The sequence below is a fragment of the Tabrizicola sp. genome (assembly GCF_034366665.1).
GTDB lineage: Bacteria > Pseudomonadota > Alphaproteobacteria > Rhodobacterales > Rhodobacteraceae > Tabrizicola.
In genome coordinates this window covers 36,888-55,845 of the sequence record NZ_JAXMMF010000032.1, presented here as the reverse complement: position 1 = coordinate 55,845, position 18,958 = coordinate 36,888, and the positions used below count along the sequence as shown (strand labels likewise).

At 65.2% G+C, this 18,958-nt stretch carries 20 protein-coding genes and 1 tRNA gene; 8 read left to right on the top strand and 13 right to left on the bottom strand.

Features of this window, described 5'->3' with window-relative positions; translation table 11 throughout:
• Window positions 1–299 precede the first annotated feature (299 nt).
• The 3 genes from cpaB to U1E69_RS04335 form a co-directional block, all read right to left on the bottom strand.
• On the bottom strand, window positions 300–1,160 hold the full coding sequence (cpaB, locus tag U1E69_RS04345; RefSeq protein ID WP_322243105.1) for a Flp pilus assembly protein CpaB: 861 nt from the start codon (window positions 1,158–1,160) through the stop codon (window positions 300–302).
• A 358-nt stretch (window positions 1,161–1,518) separates the two neighbouring features.
• The gene (locus tag U1E69_RS04340) at window positions 1,519–1,725 is read right to left on the bottom strand and encodes a hypothetical protein (protein ID WP_322243103.1); all 207 of its coding nucleotides are present in this window, start codon (window positions 1,723–1,725) and stop codon (window positions 1,519–1,521) included.
• A 409-nt stretch (window positions 1,726–2,134) separates the two neighbouring features.
• Complete coding sequence (locus U1E69_RS04335) at window positions 2,135–2,335, bottom strand: hypothetical protein (protein ID WP_322243101.1); 201 nt, start codon at window positions 2,333–2,335, stop codon at window positions 2,135–2,137.
• 343 nt (window positions 2,336–2,678) lie between these two features.
• Between U1E69_RS04335 and U1E69_RS04330 the strand changes: the two genes are divergently transcribed.
• A complete protein-coding gene (locus tag U1E69_RS04330; protein WP_322243100.1) occupies window positions 2,679–3,542 on the top strand; it encodes a lytic transglycosylase domain-containing protein in 864 nt (287 codons plus the stop codon).
• 10 nt (window positions 3,543–3,552) lie between these two features.
• On the opposite strand, the gene U1E69_RS04325 is transcribed toward U1E69_RS04330, so the two are convergent.
• Genes U1E69_RS04325 through U1E69_RS04315 form a run of 3 tightly spaced genes read right to left on the bottom strand, consistent with a single transcriptional unit; the run spans window position 3,553 to window position 5,175 of the window.
• Window positions 3,553–3,840: a GNAT family N-acetyltransferase gene (locus U1E69_RS04325; RefSeq protein WP_322243098.1), complete on the bottom strand. Its 288-nt coding sequence runs from the start codon at window positions 3,838–3,840 to the stop codon at window positions 3,553–3,555.
• Window positions 3,833–4,474, bottom strand: a complete 642-nt coding sequence (locus U1E69_RS04320) for a 3-oxoacid CoA-transferase subunit B (protein WP_322243097.1) — start codon at window positions 4,472–4,474, stop codon at window positions 3,833–3,835. Before U1E69_RS04320 ends, U1E69_RS04325 begins: the two co-directional genes overlap by 8 nt.
• The gene (locus tag U1E69_RS04315; protein ID WP_322243095.1) at window positions 4,471–5,175 is read right to left on the bottom strand and encodes a CoA transferase subunit A; all 705 of its coding nucleotides are present in this window, start codon (window positions 5,173–5,175) and stop codon (window positions 4,471–4,473) included. The genes U1E69_RS04320 and U1E69_RS04315 overlap by 4 nt, the downstream gene beginning before the upstream one ends.
• A 114-nt stretch (window positions 5,176–5,289) precedes the next feature.
• On the opposite strand from U1E69_RS04315, the gene U1E69_RS04310 reads away from it, so the two are divergent.
• A complete protein-coding gene (locus U1E69_RS04310) occupies window positions 5,290–5,835 on the top strand; it encodes a LuxR C-terminal-related transcriptional regulator (protein ID WP_322243094.1) in 546 nt (181 codons plus the stop codon).
• 84 nt (window positions 5,836–5,919) lie between these two features.
• Here the strand turns inward: U1E69_RS04310 and U1E69_RS04305 are convergent, their stop codons facing one another.
• Complete coding sequence (locus U1E69_RS04305) at window positions 5,920–6,954, bottom strand: hypothetical protein (protein WP_322243093.1); 1,035 nt, start codon at window positions 6,952–6,954, stop codon at window positions 5,920–5,922.
• Between the two features lie 101 nt (window positions 6,955–7,055).
• On the opposite strand from U1E69_RS04305, the gene U1E69_RS04300 reads away from it, so the two are divergent.
• A tRNA-Leu gene (locus U1E69_RS04300) sits at window positions 7,056–7,141 on the top strand.
• A 58-nt stretch (window positions 7,142–7,199) separates the two neighbouring features.
• Here U1E69_RS04300 and U1E69_RS04295 read toward each other — a convergent pair.
• The 3 genes from U1E69_RS04295 to katG all read right to left on the bottom strand — a co-directional run bounded on the left by U1E69_RS04295 (window position 7,200) and on the right by katG (window position 11,458).
• Window positions 7,200–7,577, bottom strand: a complete 378-nt coding sequence (locus U1E69_RS04295; protein WP_322243092.1) for a response regulator — start codon at window positions 7,575–7,577, stop codon at window positions 7,200–7,202.
• Window positions 7,574–9,076 (bottom strand): sensor histidine kinase, encoded by a 1,503-nt coding sequence (locus tag U1E69_RS04290; protein WP_322243091.1) that lies wholly within the window; start codon window positions 9,074–9,076, stop codon window positions 7,574–7,576. Before U1E69_RS04290 ends, U1E69_RS04295 begins: the two co-directional genes overlap by 4 nt.
• A gap of 213 nt (window positions 9,077–9,289) precedes the next feature.
• Window positions 9,290–11,458 carry a catalase/peroxidase HPI gene (katG, locus tag U1E69_RS04285; RefSeq protein ID WP_322243090.1) on the bottom strand — a complete coding sequence of 723 codons (2,169 nt, stop codon included), beginning with the start codon at window positions 11,456–11,458 and terminating at the stop codon, window positions 9,290–9,292.
• Between the two features lie 154 nt (window positions 11,459–11,612).
• Between katG and U1E69_RS04280 the strand changes: the two genes are divergently transcribed.
• Window positions 11,613–12,503, top strand: a complete 891-nt coding sequence (locus U1E69_RS04280) for a hydrogen peroxide-inducible genes activator (protein WP_322243088.1) — start codon at window positions 11,613–11,615, stop codon at window positions 12,501–12,503.
• Between the two features lie 76 nt (window positions 12,504–12,579).
• On the opposite strand, the gene U1E69_RS04275 is transcribed toward U1E69_RS04280, so the two are convergent.
• A complete protein-coding gene (locus U1E69_RS04275; protein WP_322243086.1) occupies window positions 12,580–13,647 on the bottom strand; it encodes a dipeptidase in 1,068 nt (355 codons plus the stop codon).
• 121 nt (window positions 13,648–13,768) lie between these two features.
• Here U1E69_RS04275 and U1E69_RS04270 point away from each other — a divergent pair, with 121 nt between their 5' ends.
• From U1E69_RS04270 to U1E69_RS04255, 4 genes are all read left to right on the top strand, one after another.
• The gene (locus U1E69_RS04270) at window positions 13,769–14,131 is read left to right on the top strand and encodes a hypothetical protein (RefSeq protein WP_322243084.1); all 363 of its coding nucleotides are present in this window, start codon (window positions 13,769–13,771) and stop codon (window positions 14,129–14,131) included.
• A 109-nt stretch (window positions 14,132–14,240) separates the two neighbouring features.
• Entirely contained in the window at window positions 14,241–14,732 is a 492-nt protein-coding gene (locus U1E69_RS04265) for a copper chaperone PCu(A)C (RefSeq protein WP_322243083.1), read from the top strand.
• A 62-nt stretch (window positions 14,733–14,794) separates the two neighbouring features.
• A complete protein-coding gene (locus tag U1E69_RS04260; RefSeq protein WP_322243081.1) occupies window positions 14,795–15,295 on the top strand; it encodes an SAM-dependent methyltransferase in 501 nt (166 codons plus the stop codon).
• A gap of 72 nt (window positions 15,296–15,367) precedes the next feature.
• Window positions 15,368–16,576: an FAD-binding oxidoreductase gene (locus tag U1E69_RS04255; RefSeq protein WP_322243080.1), complete on the top strand. Its 1,209-nt coding sequence runs from the start codon at window positions 15,368–15,370 to the stop codon at window positions 16,574–16,576.
• A gap of 47 nt (window positions 16,577–16,623) precedes the next feature.
• Here U1E69_RS04255 and U1E69_RS04250 read toward each other — a convergent pair whose 3' ends face one another.
• Entirely contained in the window at window positions 16,624–16,779 is a 156-nt protein-coding gene (locus tag U1E69_RS04250; RefSeq protein ID WP_322243079.1) for a hypothetical protein, read from the bottom strand.
• A gap of 415 nt (window positions 16,780–17,194) precedes the next feature.
• A complete protein-coding gene (gene metG / locus U1E69_RS04245; RefSeq protein WP_322243078.1) occupies window positions 17,195–18,913 on the bottom strand; it encodes a methionine--tRNA ligase in 1,719 nt (572 codons plus the stop codon).
• Window positions 18,914–18,958: the final 45 nt, after the last annotated feature.

Sequence of the window (18,958 nt, the reverse complement as noted above, 5' to 3'; positions counted from 1 at the left end):
CGCAGGACTTCGGCAGAGACCGGCGTCAGCGCCGTCGATGCGAGAGCCGCACCAATATACGCTGCAGTCAGAAGTCGTTTCATGTTCATGTGATCTGCCCTTTCGACCACGCCTCGTTTGGGTCTTGAATGCCCTTATGTCCGGGGAGAATGACCCAGTGCCGCTTTTTTTGCAATAATCAATGCTTTGGGGGAAGTTGTTGATGTGGATAAACTGCAACAGGTCGCAACGGATTGAAAAATGAAAGGGGCGCGGCCCCAGATAATGTGGCCGCGCCCCAAGGCTTTCAGAATGTCGGTTCAGTCCTTGCAGGGGATCACGACATCGGTGTCGACCAGGACCCCGCCGCTGCGCTGCTTGGCGTAGCACACTTTCTGTTCGATCACTGGAGCCACCACTTCGGGGGCGACTTCCACGATCCCGAGAAGGGACTTGGTGTCGGTCTCGATCGTGCCTTCGGTGGTCTCGGTGGCGTCCATCGCCAGCGACAGCGTCAGCTCGCCCGTCGCCTGCGCCTGGGCCAGACGGGCCACCTGCTCGGGCGTCGCTGCTACCGTTACCGTCTGCGCAACAGTGTCCGAGGCAACCTGCCCCTCGTTCAGCGCGTTGTCCACGGCGATGACCTGGACGGCGCTTTCGATCTGGCGGGTGATCCGCCCTTCATATCCCGGGACGTTGCCGGTCCACAGGATGTCGATGAAGTCGTCGGGCTTCACGAAGTTCGATACGCCCGAGTCGGTTCCGACCTGGATTGCAAAGGCGCGCTTGCCCTTTTCCAGCTTGGAGGTGAGGCTGGCCAGCTCTCCCGGCTCGGTGACGCGGCTGGCAAGAACCGGCTCGAACGCCTCGGTCGAGCGCATGATGTAGCGCGGGCCATCGGCGTTTTCCGGGAAGAGCTTTTCCTTCTCGCGGAAGATTTCCTTCGGAAGGGATTTCTCGGGCCAGTAGATCAGCTGGACGTCGCCTTCCGCAAGCGCATCGCCATAGCCCTTTGCCTTGGCGAAGACGTAGACCTCGACCAGCTTGCCGGCCTTGGCGTTGAACGACCGCTCTTGCTCCAACGCGGTTTCAAGGTCGGCCATGTAGCCCTGAATCATGTAGACGGCCACACCGGCCAGCCCCATGCCGACCAGAAGGACCAATGCAAATACTGCTCTCATTTCTACCCTCTACTTGCTGGGAGCGACCCTGGGTGTGACCCCCGCGCGCGCCCCGCGCTTCTAGTGTTGTGGGGCCGCCCGTTGCAAGTTTGCAGGCGGGGTGCCCCGAATCGGTGGCTGGATCGGTCGCGATTGCGGGGAACGGGGCTGAAACCTTGCGCACCATGTGATCCGCGCCCGCGACGGGCGATCCTTGATGGCTGCAACTTGGCTGCGGAATGCGGCGAAAGTTTAACGGAGGTCGGGCTACAATCTTGCAGCCGGGGGGGAACTGTTTCCCGAACCTGCGACACGAGGTCCCTGAATAGGAAAGGCCGCGCCTTGCGAAAGGCGCGGCCCGAAGAACGTGAGACCTGAATTACTGGCAGGTAACCGAGTTGTTCTGTTCCATGCAGGCCTGCGCGCCGGCGAGTTCGGCGTTGATCGCCTCGGCGAGGTTGGAAACGGCCGGGCGCACCCAGCTGAAGATCAGCAGGCCAAGGCCCACGACGGCAGCGGTCAGAACGACCCAATCAACAGTAACAGCACCGGCTTCGTCTTTCAGGAAAGCGGAAATCTTGGTCATCATCTTGTCCCTTGATAGGTGTTCACCTGTTCTAAACCGGTGCGATCTGGGCTGAACCGTCTGCCTTCGTCGGTCGGTATGCACCCATATGGCCCGACAATCATGGCAGGAGTTGGGACTGGTTTGGTTATTTCTGCGCCGAACGCAGAAGGGTCCAGGAAACAGGTAAACCATTGAAATAAAATAGAATCGAATGGAGATGTTGGTGCAGGAGGATCTGGGCTCAGCAACTATAAGGCGAAAAATGGGTATGGCGTTAGGGTGCGTCGGGTACGGCAGTATCCAGGCGCTGCAAGGCGATCCCGGGCCCCGGAAGCAAGGCCGCGGGACCAGGCGGTGCCCCCCCGGAAACGCAACTGGCCGCGCTTCTTTCGAAGCGCGGCCAGAGTAGGATATCCTGCGGCGATTATTAGCAGGTAACGCCGTCGCTTTCCATGCAAGCCTGAGCTTCGGCCAGCTCGGCGTTGATCGATTCAGCCAGGTTCGAAACAGCCGGGCGGACCCAGTTGAAGATCAGGAGGCCGAGGCCCACGACAGCGGCGGTCAGGACCACCCAGTCAACGGTCACGGCGCCGGCTTCGTCTTTCAGGAAAGCGGAGAAATTGGTCATGGTCTTGTCCCTTTCTAAGGTGCTCATCTTTAACTCAACCGCTTCGATCTGGCCTTCGCTGCGCCTTCGTCGTTCGGTATGAACACATATAGCCCCCCAAACGTGGCAGCAGTTTGGACGACATCTGGAGATTTTCGGCCGCATCGGAAAATCTGCCGAGACTTGGCCAAGCCTATGAAATTCAAGGAAACAAATTTTAGGAATCTGTTCACGCTTCCATGCTAGGCCGTGGTTTTTCGGTCAATTCTGGCGGAAATGCCATGATTGCCCCGCGAAAGTGCTGGCTGGGGCGATGCGAACCTGCGAATCTTGCTGCAAAACAACGAGGCGAGCAGGCCCCGACATGATCAGCAAGACCACATGGACCGCAGCGATTCTCTGCGCGGCCCTTCCCCAGGCGTCTTTCGCCGAAACCAGCTTCAAGCGGGTGAAGGTCGGGGAAGGCCTGCCGGGCAAACGGATCACCGTGCAGATCGACCCCGAGGAACAGGCCCGCTACCTTGCCGCCTTGCCGAAGGTCGATCCGAACCCGGATCACGGGCTGGAGGAGCCGAAGGCGGTGGAAAAGCCCGATGAGGGCCCGATGACCGAACCCGGCCCGGGGCCTTCGTCCTCTTACGCCTGGTTCTGGGAACAGGTCCCGGCCGGGATCGGCGGCGCCTCGGACCGGTTCGACATCGCGATGGCCTCGTTGTCGCAAGGGCCGGATGGGGCCTCGGTCCGCGCGCCGCGGCTGCAGACGATGCAGGATATGGCGGACGCCTATGGCAAGGACATCCTGCGCGCGACGCTGGACACCAATGTCTCGCCCGCGCTGGTGCTGGCGGTGATCGGGATCGAAAGCGCGGGGCAGTCGGATGCGGTCAGTCATGCCGGGGCGGTGGGGCTGATGCAGCTGATCCCGGCGACGGCGGAGCGGTTCGGGGTCAGCGACTCGACCGACCCGATCCAGAACATCAAGGGCGGCGTCGCCTATCTGGACTGGCTCCTGGAGGAGTTCGACAACGATCCGGTCCTGGTGCTGGCCGCCTACAACGCGGGCGAGGGCGCGGTGCGCAACAACGGCGGCGTGCCACCCTATGCCGAGACGCGGGATTATGTGCCGAAGGTGCTGGCCGCCTGGCAGGTGGCGCAGGGGCTTTGCGTCAGCCCGCCGATGCTGGTGACCGATCCGTGCGTCTTCCGGACGGACATCGCTGGACTATAGGCGCCGGGTTTCAGACGAAGACGTCGGCCCAGTCGGGGTGCTTCAGCCGCGTGGCGTTCACGAAGGGGCAAAGGGGGACGACCTTGAAGCCGTCCTTTCGCGCCGCCGCCACGAGGGCTTCCACCAGAGCCAGGCCCGCCCCGGTGCCCCGAAAGCTATCCGGGACGCCGGTGTGGTCGGCGATGATCAGGGTCGGGGTGGTGATCGAATAGGTCAGCTCTGCCTCTTCCCCGCCGCGCCGGATCACGAAGCGACCCTTGGTCGCCCCGTGTTCGCGGGTGACGAGGTGGTCAGACAAGGGTGGCCTCGGTCGCGGCGCGCACGTCGGCCTCGGTCACGCCGGGGGCGCATTCCACCAGCTTGAGACCGCCGGGGACCACGTCCAGCACGCAAAGGTTGGTGATGATCCGGTTCACCACGGCCTTGCCGGTCAGCGGCAAGGTGCAAGCCTTCAGCACCTTGGATTCGCCGTGCTTCGAGGTGTGGTCCATCACGACGACGACGCGGCCGACGCCCGCCACCAAGTCCATCGCCCCGCCCATACCCTTGACCAGCTTGCCGGGGATCATCCAGTTCGCCAGATCGCCATTCTCGGCCACTTCCATTGCGCCAAGGATCGCCATCGCGATCTTGCCGCCGCGGATCATCGCGAAGCTTTGGGCCGAGTCAAAATAGGCAGTCTGAGGCAGTTCGGTGATGGTCTGTTTCCCGGCGTTGATCAGGTCGGGGTCTTCCTCGCCCTCGAACGGGAAGGGACCCATGCCCAACATTCCGTTTTCAGACTGCAGAGTGACGCTGACCCCCTTGGGGATGTAGTTCGACACCAGCGTCGGAATCCCGATGCCGAGGTTTACATAGGTCCCGTCCTGCAACTCCTGCGCGGCGCGGGCGGCCATGCCGTTGCGGTCCCAGCCTTTTGCGTCGCTCATCATGCGTTCTCCCGCTTGCGGACAGTCCGCTGTTCGATGCGTTTTTCATGGCGGCCGGTCACGATGCGGTGGACGTAGATCCCCGGCAGGTGGATCGTATCGGGGTCAAGGCTGCCCAGCGGGACGATTTCCTCGACCTCGACGACGCAGGTCTTGCCGCAGGTGGCGGCGGGGACGTTGAAGTTGCGGGCGGTCTTGCGGAAGACGAGGTTCCCGGACGGGTCCGCCTTCCAGGCTTTCACGATGGCAAGGTCAGCGACGATCCCGCGTTCCAGGATGTAAGTGCGGCCGTCGAAATCGTGGTGTTCCTTGCCCTCGGCGATCACCGTGCCGACGCCGGTCGCGGTGTAGAAACCGGGAATGCCCGCGCCGCCTGCCCGCATCCGTTCGGCCAGCGTGCCTTGCGGGTTGAACTCCAGCTCCAACTCGCCGGACAGATACTGGCGCATGAATTCGGCGTTCTCGCCGACGTAGGACGAGATCATCTTCTTGACCTGCCGGGTTTCCAGAAGGACGCCAAGACCAAAGCCGTCGACGCCTGCGTTGTTCGAGGCGACGGTCAGGTCCTTGGTGCCCGCGTCACGGATGGCGGCGATCAGCAGTTCGGGGATGCCACAAAGGCCGAAGCCCCCGGAGGCGATCAGCATGCCATCGTGCAGAAGCCCGTCGAGGGCCGCAGCGGGGCTTGGGTAGACTTTGTTCATCGGTGATCTCCTCCCGGTTCCAGTCACGGAACATCGGACTGCGGTGATCCTGAAAGATTGCGCGGGGGGCTGCCATCCGTAAGAATACGTATATGGCTACGTAGAGGGGCGGTAATGCGCGACTATGAACGGCTCGCGTTCCAGCACGCACCGGATGCGACGCTGATCCTGGGCGACCGGGTGATCCTGCGGGCCAGCCTGCGGGTCGAGGCGGTGTTCGGCTGGACCCCGCGCGAGCTGGAGGGGCAGTCGATCCGGATGCTCTATCCCGGTCAGACGGATTACGAGCTGATCGGCGAACGAGCGCGCAAGGCGATGCAGGGGGCGGGGGTCTACCGCGACGAACGCTTCATGCGCCGCAAGGATGGGCAGGTCCTGTGGATGGAGGGGCATGGCACCGCGCTGGACCGCGAGGACCCGCAACGGCTGGCGGTCTGGACCTACCGGCCGTTGGAGGCCGAGGGACCGGCGGGCGCGCTGACCCCGACAGAGAGGCGGATCGCGCGCTATCTGGTGAACGGGTTCACCTCGAAGGAAATCGCGCTGGCGGTGGGGTCATCCCCCCGTACGGTCGAGGTGCACCGGGCGAACATGATCCGCAAGATGGGGGTCCGGAACAGCTTTGAACTGGTCAGCCGGTTGCTGGCGGGGGCTGGCTGAGGGGGCGCTCGCCGAGCATTTCATGCACTCCTCGCTGGGTCCTGCGACGCGTGCACGGAGTGCACAAGGAACTGTTGCGAGAGGTCAGCCCTCCCCCAGCAGTCCCCAGTGCAGGAAGGCGGTGGCATTGTGCTGGATGTAGTCGATCTGCACCTTCCGCGCGTCGTCGCCCTTCCAGAACTGGCCGTCGGCATACCAGTCCAGCTGCAGGGCCAGATTGTCGGCCGCATGGGTGTGGATGCGGGTCAGCAGGTCGGGGGACAGAAGGCCGGGGTGGTCTCGGGCAAGGAGGAGGACGCGGGTCAGCGCCTCGGTCCGGCAGGCGATGGGGGTGGATTGGCGGCGGGCGCGGTAGTGGGTGTCGCCCAGGATCGCCTCCATCAGCCCGGTCAGATAGGCCGAACCCAACGCCTCGGGCACCACGCCGCGTGCGACGGCTTCGCAGGCGGCATAGGCCATCCAGTGACTTTGCTGGGCAAAGCCATAGCCCTGCCGCATCAGTCCGGTGGTGACGCGGATCAGATCACCGGTGGCAGGGCCTGACATCAGAAGTCCGAAGATCGCCTCGCCAGTATAGTAGTCGGACCGAAAGCCAAGGACCTCTCCGGTCTGGAAGTCGCGCTTGTGGCGGAAGTCGTCGCCGTCGATCTCGTCCAGGGCATAGGTGCGCATCCGGGACAAGGTTGCGGGCAGGGGATGGGGCAGGGCCTTGGGCGGAAGGGCCAGCGCGGGAAGGGCGGCAACCTCGGTCAGGGCCAGAAGGCCAAGGCCAAGCCCGCCCAGCTTGACCGCGCCATTGCCGACCAGGCCAAGGCTGGGCCGGTCGGGCGCAGCCCAGAGCGGCGGGGCGAGCTTGCGTCCAAGATAGCCCGTCGCCCGGATGATGGCCTCCAGAAGATCGGGGTCGGGCCGACCGGGCAGCTGGTTCGTTGCGCGGGCCATGAACCACAGGGTCCCGCAATGGCGCAGAAGGTTGTAGCCCTCATGCACGGCGGCGATGTCGTATGCGTCGTGCGCATAGATGAAGCGGCCCTTGTCCAGCACGATCCGGGCAAGATGGGCGAGCGCGGCGGTCACCACGTCCTGGCTGCGGGGCAGGGTCTGGGGCGAGCTGCGCATCGGACCTCCGTCGGCTGCGGGGCAGGCTAGTCTGCAAGGCCGGGTCATGGCAAGGAGCGGGCTTTTCCCCGCGCATGGCAAAGGCTAAGGTCCGCCCGGCTGCCCGCGTGGTGAAATGGTAGACACTGGGGACTTAAAATCCCTTGGCCGCAAGGCCGTGCCGGTTCGAGCCCGGCCGCGGGTACCAGCACAGTCCGGCGACCTGCTGCGCTGCTTTGGTTAAGCGGCCCTCGGGCGCGCCCCGGTCATTTCTGCGGAAGCGATGCTTCGTCCATCGAGAGCGCCAGCTGCTGCTCGATCTCTTCCCAGGAATAGGGCTTGGACACGGTCCGCACCCCGAACCTGTCGGCCCGCGCGTTCGCCCCGTAACCGGTGGTAAAGACGAACGGGGTGCGTCGCTGCTGCAGGTCCTCGGCGACCGGATCGCTCCACTGGCCGTTCAGGTTCATGTCCAGAAGCGCGGCGTCGACAGGGCTTTCCTGCAACAGCTGCATCGCCTGGTCCACGGTCGCGGCCGGACCCACGACGACGGCGCCACTGTCCTGCAGCATGTCGCACAGGGCTGCGGCAATCAGGAATTCGTCTTCCACGACAAGAACCCGGCGGCCTGACAGAACGCTCATCCATTCACCCCTTCGATCACGGCTTCGATGCGGCACTGCAGGCCGTCCGGTTGAAAATCCAGCCTGGCGGTGCCGTTCAGCTCGGCTGCCAGACCCTGCTCCAGCATAAGCGTCCCGAACCCCCGGCGCGAGGGGGGGATGACGGGCGGGCCGCCACGTTCCTGCCAGAGGATTTCAAGACTTCGGCTGGAGGGAAGTCGCCATTGCAGCACGACCGTTCCCTGGTCGACCGACAGCGCGCCGTATTTCATCGCGTTGGTCTGCAGCTCGTGCAGCGCAAGCGCAATGGCCAGGGCCTGCTTCGGCTTGAGCAGAAACGGCGGGCCGTCGGTGACGATCCGGGTCTTGTTGGCCGAAAGTCCGCCCAGCACTTCCCGCGCCAGTTCGTGCATCGGCGTGGCTTCCCAGTTCACGCCCGACAGGATGTCATGTGCCTTGGCCAGCACACCAAGCCGCCCGAGGAAGGTATTCACCGCCGGAGAGCTGCCCTCGGACCTGAAGGTCTGGTGCGCAATGGCCTGCACGACGGCAAGGGTGTTCTTCACGCGGTGGTTCAGTTCGGCCAGCATCAGTTCACGTTGCCGGGCGCTGCTTTCCTGTTCGGTGATGTCGACGTTGACGCCAATCATGCCAAGAAAGCGCCCGTCGCAGGCATATCTGGGCCGCGCTTCGGTCTGCAGGACGCGCCAGTCGCCCGAGACGTTGGCATAACGGCCGCGCAGGGTGACGGGGCGGTTCTGCGTGATGGCCTCGGCCATCTGCGACAGGATGTGGTCGAAGTCGTCGGGATGGATGGTGGCCGAATAGTCGAACTGGTCCAGCCCGTCGTCGGCCACGCCCCAGAAGTCCCGCGCACGCTTGTTGAGCTGTTCGCAGTGCCCGGTCGGATCGCTCATCCAGATCATGATCGGGGCCTCTTCGGTCATCTGGCGGAAGCGGGCCTCGGAGTGAACCAGGTCGGACAGCGCGGTCTCGCGCGCGGCCTCGGCGCGGGTCCGGCCAATGCTGAACCCAAGCTGCCGGGCGATGGTGACGGCCAGCGTCTGCGACTGGGGCTGGATGCTCTGTCGGCTGCTGTAGTAGGTCATGAACTTGCCGATGACGCGGCCTTCCTGGGTGATCGGCACGAAGCCCAGGCTGACGATCCCCTCGGCCGTGATCCCCTGCTTTATCCAGTCGGGTTCGTCGCTTTCGGCGATGTTCTCGACGAAGATCGGTGGAGGGTCCCGGTCGCCCGGCTTCCACGGCGTGTGGCCGGCAAGTGCGGTGCGATACTGGTCGGAAAGGCCACGCCAGGCGACGAACTGCATGGCGCCCGCGTCGTCGAAGAGGAGGATCGACGCCCTGTCGCAGTGCAAAGTGCGGGTAATGACATCCAGCGCCGAGCTGTAGATGTCATCGGCAGACCGGGCGTGGTAGATTGCGTCGGTGAACTCGTACAGGGCGCGAAGGTCTTCCTCGGTCGAAAGACCCCTGCTCGAACGATCATCCCCCGTCATTCATTCCCCCCAATTCCCTCATCCCCCGAATTCCCCCTGGGTGCCATTGGCCTGGCACCGCTTGGCGGAATAACGCGGACGTGCGCCGGTCGGTTCCATGCGCGCGCAAATAAATTTCCGCCGTGGCGTCGGTGGGCGGCGGATGGGGCGGCGGATGTAGAAACGGCCCGAACCGCATGGGTCCGGGCCGCGTCATCCAAGCCGGTGCGCGGATCAGGCGCGCAGGTCGAAACGGTCGGCTTCCATCACCTTGACCCAGGCCGAGACGAAGTCGCAGACGAACTTCTCGCGGTTGTCGTCCTGGGCATAGACCTCGGCATAGGCGCGCAGGATCGAGTTCGAGCCGAACACCAGGTCCGCCCGCGTCGCCGTCCACTTCACGGCACCGGTCTTGCGGTCGGTCAGTTCGTACAAGTTGTTGCCCTTCGGCACCCACTTGTAACCCATGTCCGTCAGGCCGGCGAAGAAGTCGGTGGTCAGCGCGCCCAGACGGTCGGTGAACTGCCCATGTGCCGTGCCGCCGTGGTTGGTACCAATCACCCGCATCCCGCCGATCAGGCAGGTCATCTCATGCGCGGTCAGGCCCATGAGTTGCGCACGGTCAAGAAGCAGTTCCTCGGCCGAGACGGCATAGTCCTTCTTCATCCAGTTGCGGAAGCCATCGGCCAAAGGCTCCAGCACGCTGAAGCTGTCGGCATCCGTCTCTGCATCGGTCGCGTCGCCGCGGCCTGCGTGGAAGGGGACGGTGACGTCAACGCCAGCGGCCTTGGCCGCATGTTCGACGCCGACGTTCCCGGCCAGCACGATCACGTCGGCCAGCGAGGCCCCGGCCTCTTTGGCGATGGGGTCCAGCACCGACAGGACGCGCGCCAGGCGGGCAGGTTCGTTGCCCTCCCAGTCCTTCTGCGGAGCCAGACGGATGCGGGCACCGTTCGCACCGCCCCGGTTGTCCGAACCGCGGAAGGTGCGGGCACTGTCCCAGGCGGTGGTGACCATGTCGCTGACCGACAGACCCGAAGCGGCGATCTTGGCCTTCACCGCGTCCACGTTCCAGGCCGTGGAGCCGGTCGGGACGGGGTCCTGCCAGATCAGGTCTTCCTGCGGGACCCAGGGCCCCTGGTAGCGGACCTTCGGCCCCATGTCGCGGTGCGTGAGCTTGAACCAGGCGCGGGCGAAGGCGTCCGAGAACGCGGCCTGATCCTTGGCGAACCGCTCACTGATCGCGCGGTAGGCCGGGTCCATCTTCATCGCCATGTCGGCGTCGGTCATCATCGGCATGCGGCGGATGGTTGGGTCTTCCACGTCCACCGGCATGTCGGCCGGGTCGATGTTGATCGGCTGCCACTGGAAGGCCCCGGCGGGGGATTTCACCAGTTCCCAGTCGTACTTCAGGAGCAGGTGGAAATAGCCGCTGTCCCACTTCGTCGGGTGGGTCGTCCAGGCGCCTTCAAGTCCCGAGGTGATGGTGTCGCGGCCGACGGACCGGGCCGAGTGGACCATCCAGCCCAGGCCACCCTCTTCGATGGCAGCCCCTTCGGGTTCCGCGCCGATGCGGGCGGCGTCGTTGTTGCCATGCGCCTTGCCGACAGTGTGACCGCCGGCGGTGAGGGCGACGGTTTCCTCATCATCCATCGCCATGCGGGCGAAAGTCTCGCGCACGTCCATCGCGGTGCGCAGCGGATCAGGAACGCCGTCCACGCCCTGCGGGTTCACGTAGATCAGGCCCATGACCACGGCGGCCAGCGGGTTTTCCAGGGAAGATCGGTCTTCCTTCGTCGGATAGCGTTCGTCCTTCAACCACTCTTTCTCGGACCCCCAATAGACGTCCTTCTCGGGTGCCCAGATATCCTCGCGCCCAAAGCCGAAACCGAAGGTTTTCAGGCCCATGGATTCGTAGGCCACGGTCCCGGCCAGGACCATCAGGTCGGCCCAGGACAGACGATTGCCGTACTTCTTCTTGATCGGCCACAGCAGCCGCCGGGCCTTGTCCAGGTTGGCGTTGTCGGGCCAGGAGTTCAGGGGGGCAAAGCGGTGGTTGCCGGTGCCCGCCCCGCCGCGGCCGTCGGCCATGCGGTAGGTCCCGGCGGCGTGCCAGGACATGCGGATGAAGAGGCCGCCGTAGTGACCCCAGTCGGCGGGCCACCAGTCCTGGCTGTCGGTCATCAGGGCGGTCAGGTCACGCTTCAGGCCCTCGAAATCCAGCTTCTTCACCTCTTCGGTGTAATTGAAGCCGGTCAGCGGGTTCACCTTGGTGTCATGCTGGTGCAGGATATCCAGGTTCAGCGTCTTCGGCCACCAGTCCGTGACCGTCTGCGTGGTCGTGGTGATCGCGCCGTGCATCACCGGGCATTTGCCCGTGCGTCCAACGTCATTGCCGTCCATCTTGTTCTCCCTGAACTGGCTGTCAAAAAACAAACCAAGCGCCCGGTCCCGGAACCGGAGGGCGACTCGGCTGCGTCATAGCGTGATCTATCGCTACCACCGTTGAACGATAATAGGAATTTTCATTTTCCTATCACCGCGATATGTACAGCCTATGACAAAGCTTACCATCAAGCACCTGCGCTATTTCGACGCGCTGGCCCGGCACCGTCATTTCGGGCGGGCGGCGGAGGCCTCGGCGATCTCGCAACCGGCGCTGTCCCTGCAGGTGAAAGAGCTGGAGGATATCCTGGGTGCACCGCTGGTCGAACGTGGGGCGCGGCAGATCAGCCTGACCGGCCTGGGCGAGGACTTCGCGCTGCGGGCGCGGGATGTGCTGCGGGCGGTGGACGAGTTGGGGGCCCTGGCGCGGGCCTCGACGGGGCCGTTGTCGGGGCGGCTGCGGCTGGGGGTGATCCCGACGGTGGCGCCCTATCTTCTGCCGCGTCTGATGCGCGAACTCGGCGCACGGTTTCCGGGCCTGGAACTTCGCCCGCGTGAGGCGGTCACTCCGAAGCTTCTGCGCGACCTGGGCGAGGGGCGGCTTGACCTGGCGCTGCTGGCTCTGCCGGTGTCAGAGCCGTCCCTGGTGGAACACCCGCTGCTGGACGAAGAATTCCTGCTGGTCCGGGCTGCAACCGCGTCGGATCACCCGGTCCCCGCGCTGGAAGAGCTGCGCGAGATGCAGCTTCTGCTGCTGGAGGAGGGGCATTGCTTCCGGGATCAGGCGATTGCGGTCTGCAAGCTGTCGCCGGGGCTGACCGGCGATATCATGGAGGGTTCGTCCCTGGGCACGCTGGTGCAGATGGTCGGGGCCGGGATCGGGGTGACTTTGATCCCCGAGATGGCGGCAGCGGTCGAGGGGCGCGCGGCCCCGGTCGCGCTGCACCGCCTGGCCGAGCCGCGCCCCAGCCGGACCATCGGCCTGGTCTGGCGGCGGTCAAACCCGCTCTCCGACCGCTTCACCGACCTGGCGCAGGGGCTGCGCGGGGCACTTGCGGGCTAACCTCCTCGTGCGCCTTCGGCTTCTCGTCGGAGCGGACCCCAGCGAGGAGTGACGAAGTCATCGACGAGCGGCCCGGTCAGGCGCCCCAGGTGCGTTCGAGAAGCCGTAGCCAGTTGCCATGCGCGATCTTCCGGATCAGCGGCTCGCCCAGGCCCATCTGGCGCATGGCGGCGATCAGGACCGGCAGGCCGTCGACCCCGCCGATGTCGCGCGGCGTCGTCGCCCCGTCGTAGTCGGACCCCAGGCCGACGTGATCTTCGCCGGCCAGCTTCAGCAGGTGTTCGATGTGGTGCATGACCGGGTCAAGCGTCATCTCGGCGCTCTCGCGGCCATCGGGGCGCAGGAAGCAGGTGGCGAAGTTCAGGCCCACCATGCCGCCCGTCTCGCCGATGGCGCGCAGCTGGCGGTCCGACAGGTTGCGGCTGGACGGGGTCACGGCATGGGCGTTGGAATGGGTCGCGACAAGCGGCGCGTCAGAGAGTTTGGCCACGTCCCAGAACCCGGCCTCGTTCAGGTGGGACAGGTCAAGCATGATCCGCAACGCGTTGCATTCGCGGACCAGGGCTTTGCCAAGGTCGGTCAGCCCCGGCCCGGTGTCCCCGGTCGAGGGGAAGCGGAACGGCACGCCGTGGCCGAAGATGGTCGGGCGGCTCCAGACCGGGCCAAGCGAGCGCAGGCCCATCGCGTGGAAAAGGTGCAGCGCATCAAGGTTCGGGCCGATCGGCTCGGCGCCTTCGAAGTGCAGGACGCCCGCGACCGCACCGGCAGCCATCGCGGCGCGGATATCGGCGACCGACCGGCACCAGCGGAAGCGGCCGCCAGAGGCACGCTCCATCCACATGAGATGCCCCAGCATCTCGACCGCGACGGGCTGGGCCGAGCCGTGGTCGATCAGCGCCGGAAGCGGCACGTCGTAGGGCGGGTTGTCCATCAGATCGTGGTACGAGGCCACGTCAGCGGTTTCGGGCGAAGGGATGTACACGGCAAAGAACCCGCCCGCGAAGCCCGACGACAGCATCCGCGGCAGGTCCAGATGCCCGGCGCCTTCGCCTTTCAGCCAGAGGTGCTCGCGGTTCGCGCCGGCGGCGGCGATCTTCAGGACGATGTCGTTGTGGCCGTCAAAGACGGGGACGAGGTCGGGCATTTTGGCGATCCGGGTGATTTGGGTTGCTGGCCCACTCTTTCCCTGATGCCCGGCCAAGGCAAGCCACCTGCGCCGCTTTGCCCGATTGACCCGCGCGGCAGTCCGGCCTAATCCGAAGACCATGCTGGCCTTCGTCACGCAAATTCGCCGGATTGTGCTTCTGGCCCTTCTCACCCTGCCGCTGGTCGCGTCCGGGTTCGCCCATCGCATGCCCGACGCCGATGATCAGACCGTCGCGGTGATGCTTGCGGCTGGGGCCTCGGTCGCGGACATCTGCGGCGCGGCGGGTGATGGCCGACGCCACGCCGATCCGTTGTGCCAGGCCTGCCAGATTGCGGGCGGTGGGGACCTGCCGTCGCTTGCGGGACCGGTCCGTCCCGCCGCGCTGCTGCTGCTGGCCGAGGTGACCGCCCCACGCGAGAACGCAAGGGCCGCGAGGGTCCTGGACCTGTCGCGGGCACCGCAGGGACCGCCGGTCGGCTGATCGTTGCCGCCTGTCCAGCGGGGCAGCGCAGCAGACATCTCCGACAGCCTTGGCTTGCCCGGTGCGGCGGGCCATTCCCAACCCTTGCGTGTCCCGAAAGGACCTACCGATGAAACGACTGTTTGTGCTTGCCACCGCCCTGTTCCTTGCCGCCCCCGCCCTTGCGCACGAGATTGTCGCGGGTGACCTGCAGATCATCCATCCCCATATCCCCCAGCCTGCGGCCAGCGCGCAGACGGCTGGCGGCTACATGGCCATCGTCAACAACGGCGCCGAGGCCGACCGGCTGATCGGGGTGGAATCCGCCATCGCGGCCAAGTCCGAGGTCCACGAAAGCAAGGTCGACGCGGACGGCGTCGGCACGATGGCCCATGTCGAGGCGCTGGAGATCCCGGCTGGCGGGACTGTCAGCCTGGAGCGGGGCGGGTATCACGTCATGTTCATGGGCCTGACGGGACCCCTGACCGAGGGCGAGATGCACAAGGCCACGCTGATCTTCGAGAAGGCGGGCCGGATCGAGATCGAGTTCATGATCGACCCGCCGATGGCGGCAGGCGAGATGGACCACTCGACAATGGACCACGGCGCGGCTCACGACTGATCTTGCATCGGGGCCTTCGGCGCAGCAGCATCCTGCGACGCCAGCGGCCGGAGGCCCCCTGCATGACCGAGGCTTCCAACGGGAAAACCGTGCGTCCTGGCGAGGTCGCGCTAAGCTTTGACCCCGCCCGGATCGCAGCCGACGCGCAGTTGCGCTTCATCGGGCGGCTGCGCAGCCCCTGGTCGCAGGGCAACTGCCCGAAGAACCTGCGCGAAGCGCGCGAGGCGGGTGGGGCATTTCAGGCCGAGATCGACCTGCCGTTCCGCCCCGGGCTTCTGGGGCTGGAGCGGGGCCAGCCGGTCATCCTGCTCTACTGGACCGGTCGGGCGCGGCGCGACATGATCGTCTTGAACCCGCCCCATCGCGACGGCCCGACCGGGGTCTTCGCGCTGCGTGCGCCGGCCCGCCCCAACCCCATCGCGATGGGTGTGGTCCGCTTGCTGGAAATCGACCGGACGGCGGGCCTTCTGACCTTCGACGCGCTGGATGCTTTCGACGGCACGCCGCTGCTGGATATCAAGCCCTGGCTTCCCTCGGTCGATGTGCCTCCGCCCTACGGCTAAGCCCAGGGCCTTCATTTACCCCGCTGGAAAGCTGCGCTACATCGTCGGGCGGGTGCTTCGGGCAGGACGGAAATGCTGGGATTTCAGACGGAACCAACACACGACCGCTATGACGTTGTGATCATCGGCGGGGCAATCATGGGGTCGTCGACGGCCTGGTGGCTGACGCAGCTGGGCTTCACCGGCCGGGTCCTCGTGATCGAGCGCGATCCGTCCTACGAGAAGGCCGCGACGACGCTAAGCTTTTCCTGCATCCGCCAGCAATTCTCGACCGAGCTGAACATCGGCATCTCGCAGTTTGGGGCCGATTTCGTGCAGTCGCTGCGGGCGCGGATGGGCGGGGACGACCGGGTGCCAGAGCTGAAGATCCAGAACTTCGGTTATCTTTATCTGGCCGATGACGGCGGATTCGCGGACGTTTTGCGCGCCAACCAGAAGGTCCAGGCGGCGGCGGGCGCGGGGACACGGCTTTTGACGCCCGAGCAGATCGCGGCGGAGTTCCCCTTCATGACGGTCGACGACCTGGTGCTGGGCAGCCTGAACACCCGGGACGAGGGGTATTTCGACGGCTCGACCGTCTTCGACTGGTTCCGCCGCAAGGCCCGTGAGGCGGGGGTGGACTATGTGGCGGACGAGGTGGTCGGCCTTGACGTCTCGGGGTCGCGGGTCACGGGCGTCCGGCTGAAATCGGGGCGGACGGTCGGCTGCGGGACGGTGGTGAACGCCGCGGGCACCCGGGGGGCGAAGGTGGCTGCAATGGCGGGGATCGCGATCCCGGTCGAGCCGCGCAAACGCTTCAACTGGGTGATCCAGGCGGCCCGGCCTCTGGACCGCCCGCTGCCGCTTGTCATTGATCCGACAGGGGTTTTCGCGCGTGAGGTGGGTGGCGGGACCTACATGGCGGGGGGCCATGCCGATGTCGATCCGGCCGTGGATCACGACGATTTCGCGATGGACCACGACCTGTGGCTGGACAAGATCTGGCCCGCGCTTGCGACACGCATCCCGGCCTTCGAGGCGGTCAAGGTGATCAGCGAATGGGCCGGGCAATACGACTACAACACGCTGGACCAGAACGCGATCACCGGGCCACATCCCGAGATCGGCAACTTCCTGTTCCTGAACGGCTTTTCAGGTCACGGGCTGCAGCAATCCCCCGCGATGGGACGCGCCACGGCCGAATGGATCGCTCATGGCGGCTACCGGACGCTGGACATGACCGACTTCCATTACCAGCGCATTGCCGAGGGCCGCGCGCTGGTGGAAGGGGCGATCATCTGAGGATGGCGGTCGAGGTTCGGTGAGTCGAGGGGGCCGTCGGGGATCGGTCAATCGGACGCGATCAGGGCGGTGGGCGATTGCACCGAAATGAAGTCCTTGGGTGCGAATACGAAGACCAGCACTCCACCATAGACGGCAAGGAACAGGGCGGCGGCGGCATAGGTTCTGAGGGATCGAGGGCGCGATTGCAGAACTTGGGTCATCTCGCGAGTTCTCCTGACAGGCAGCAAGTCGGGGGCAGCGACTCGGGTTTGGTGGGCAGAGATTACCATCGTTGTTGGCGATCTGCCTCCCCAAGATTTCAGAGTTGGCGGAATTCTGTTCTGCGGTCGCGCCGGGCACGCAAATATTCGCCTGCTTCAGTGGTGTTTCTGCGCCTGCAAACGAACCTTTTTCCGACGGCTTCGCGCCGCTTGAGCACCGGTCCGGTCAGCGATTCGTTGGTTCCAAGCTTGGATCTGCAAGCTTTTGAGAACGCAGTGTTTCCAGACCGGCACAGCGCGCCCGGCGCGGCGCGTCTTCCTGCGGTAAGCCTGCGGCCCGGGTCTGCGCAATCGGGGGTTGCATGGGCCGATGCTCCAGAGGTCTGCTGCGGCTGCACGGCTGGCGAAGATCCGCCTAGGTCCTCACGCCAGAGAAGCGGGTCTGCCAGTCGGCGCGCTCTTCGTCGGTGATCTTGCGGAACAGGTTCTCGGGCACCTCGAAGGCGTGACCGGCGGAAAGCGTGCGCATCGCTGCCGAGATGTCGGCGGGCCAGGTCCAGTCGTCGCTGCCCACAGCCTTCATCATCGTGGCTGACGCATCGGGGATGAAGGGGGCCGAAAGGACCGCGTAGACGCGGATCAGGTTCAGCGCGAGGCGGATGATGGCCTGCGCCTGCTCGGGGTCGGTCTTGACGACGGACCAGGGCGCGGCGGATTGCAGGTATTCGTTGCCGATGACCCAGATCGCCCGCAGTTCGGCGGCGGCCTTGCGGACCTCCATCTGCTGCATGAAGGCCGTGTAGTCGGCGATGCGCGCGCCAAGGTCGGCGATGAGGGCGGTTTCCAGGGGGCCAAAATGGCCGCCAGCGGGGACGGTGTTGCCGAACTTCGACACGGCGAACTTGGTCACGCGGGAGACGAGGTTGCCCAGCACGTCGGCCAGGTCCTTGTTCACGCTGGTCTGGAAATTCTCCCACGTGAACTCGCTGTCGCTGGATTCCGGCGCGTGGGACAGAAGCCACCAGCGCCAGTAGTCGGCGGGCAGGATCGACAGCGCCTGGTCCATGAAGACGCCGCGGCCCTGGCTGGTCGAGAACTGGCCGCCGTCATAATTGAGGTAATTGAAGGACTTGAGGTAGTCGACCAGCTTCCACGGTTCTCCGGACCCCAGGATGGTGGCGGGGAAGGACAGGGTGTGGAAGGGGACGTTGTCCTTGCCCATGAACTGGTAGTAGGTCACGTCCGCGGCGCCCTTGTCGGTGCGCCACCAGCGTTCCCAGGCGTCATCGCCCAGGCCTTTGGCATCGGCCCATTCGGCAGTGCCCGCGATGTATTCGATGGGGGCGTCGAACCAGACGTAGAAGACCTTGCCTTCCATCCCCGGCCAGGGCTGGTCGCCCTTTTTCACCGGGATGCCCCAGTAAAGGTCGCGGGTGATGCCGCGATCCTGCAGCCCGTCGCCGTCGTTCAGCCATTTCTTCGCGATCGAAGTGGTGAGAATCGGCCAGTCTTTCTTGCTGTCGATCCACGCCTCCAGCTTGTCGCGCAGCGCGCGCTGCTTGAGGTAGAGGTGCTTGGTCTCGCGCACCTCAAGGTTCGTGCTGCCGCTGATCGACGACCGGGGATTGATCAGGTCGGTCGGGTCCAGCTGCTTGGTGCAGTTTTCGCACTGGTCGCCGCGCGCCGCTTCATACCCGCAGTTCGGGCAGGTGCCGGTGATATAGCGGTCGGGCAGGAAGCGGTTGTCGTCGATCGAGAAGACCTGCTTTTCCGACACTTCCGCAATCAGGCCGTTCTCCGCCAGCTTGCCAGCGAAATGCTGGGTCAGCCGGTGGTTGCGCTGGCTGGACGACCGGCCGAAATGGTCGAAGGACAGCCGGAAGCCGCGCGCGATGTCGGCCTGCACCTGATGCATCTCGGCGCAGTAGGCTTCGACGGGCTTTCCAGCCTTGGCGGCCGCCAGTTCGGCGGGGGTGCCGTGTTCGTCGGTGGCACAGATGAACATCACCTCATGCCCCATCGCGCGGTTGAAGCGGGCGAAAAGGTCGGCGGGCAGCTGGGAGCCGACAAGGTTCCCCAGATGCTTGATGCCGTTGATGTAGGGTATGGCCGAGGTGATGAGGATACGTGCCATGTCTGCGCCTTCGCTTGAGTCCGGCGATTGATTAGCCCAAGCGCG

What these genes read in the sequence shown, in the direction of transcription:
- cpaB (WP_322243105.1), bottom strand. Translation starts at nt 1,160, where the DNA reads ATGAGAGCAGTATTTGCATTGGTCCTTCTGGTCGGCATGGGGCTGGCC.
- U1E69_RS04340 (WP_322243103.1), bottom strand. Translation starts at nt 1,725, where the DNA reads ATGACCAAGATTTCCGCTTTCCTGAAAGACGAAGCCGGTGCTGTTACT.
- U1E69_RS04335 (WP_322243101.1), bottom strand. Translation starts at nt 2,335, where the DNA reads ATGACCAATTTCTCCGCTTTCCTGAAAGACGAAGCCGGCGCCGTGACC.
- U1E69_RS04330 (WP_322243100.1), top strand. Translation starts at nt 2,679, where the DNA reads ATGATCAGCAAGACCACATGGACCGCAGCGATTCTCTGCGCGGCCCTT.
- U1E69_RS04320 (WP_322243097.1), bottom strand. Translation starts at nt 4,474, where the DNA reads ATGATGAGCGACGCAAAAGGCTGGGACCGCAACGGCATGGCCGCCCGC.
- U1E69_RS04315 (WP_322243095.1), bottom strand. Translation starts at nt 5,175, where the DNA reads ATGAACAAAGTCTACCCAAGCCCCGCTGCGGCCCTCGACGGGCTTCTG.
- U1E69_RS04310 (WP_322243094.1), top strand. Translation starts at nt 5,290, where the DNA reads ATGCGCGACTATGAACGGCTCGCGTTCCAGCACGCACCGGATGCGACG.
- U1E69_RS04305 (WP_322243093.1), bottom strand. Translation starts at nt 6,954, where the DNA reads ATGCGCAGCTCGCCCCAGACCCTGCCCCGCAGCCAGGACGTGGTGACC.
- U1E69_RS04295 (WP_322243092.1), bottom strand. Translation starts at nt 7,577, where the DNA reads ATGAGCGTTCTGTCAGGCCGCCGGGTTCTTGTCGTGGAAGACGAATTC.
- U1E69_RS04290 (WP_322243091.1), bottom strand. Translation starts at nt 9,076, where the DNA reads ATGACGGGGGATGATCGTTCGAGCAGGGGTCTTTCGACCGAGGAAGAC.
- katG (WP_322243090.1), bottom strand. Translation starts at nt 11,458, where the DNA reads ATGGACGGCAATGACGTTGGACGCACGGGCAAATGCCCGGTGATGCAC.
- U1E69_RS04280 (WP_322243088.1), top strand. Translation starts at nt 11,613, where the DNA reads ATGACAAAGCTTACCATCAAGCACCTGCGCTATTTCGACGCGCTGGCC.
- U1E69_RS04275 (WP_322243086.1), bottom strand. Translation starts at nt 13,647, where the DNA reads ATGCCCGACCTCGTCCCCGTCTTTGACGGCCACAACGACATCGTCCTG.
- U1E69_RS04270 (WP_322243084.1), top strand. Translation starts at nt 13,769, where the DNA reads ATGCTGGCCTTCGTCACGCAAATTCGCCGGATTGTGCTTCTGGCCCTT.
- U1E69_RS04265 (WP_322243083.1), top strand. Translation starts at nt 14,241, where the DNA reads ATGAAACGACTGTTTGTGCTTGCCACCGCCCTGTTCCTTGCCGCCCCC.
- U1E69_RS04260 (WP_322243081.1), top strand. Translation starts at nt 14,795, where the DNA reads ATGACCGAGGCTTCCAACGGGAAAACCGTGCGTCCTGGCGAGGTCGCG.
- U1E69_RS04255 (WP_322243080.1), top strand. Translation starts at nt 15,368, where the DNA reads ATGCTGGGATTTCAGACGGAACCAACACACGACCGCTATGACGTTGTG.
- U1E69_RS04250 (WP_322243079.1), bottom strand. Translation starts at nt 16,779, where the DNA reads ATGACCCAAGTTCTGCAATCGCGCCCTCGATCCCTCAGAACCTATGCC.
- metG (WP_322243078.1), bottom strand. Translation starts at nt 18,913, where the DNA reads ATGGCACGTATCCTCATCACCTCGGCCATACCCTACATCAACGGCATC.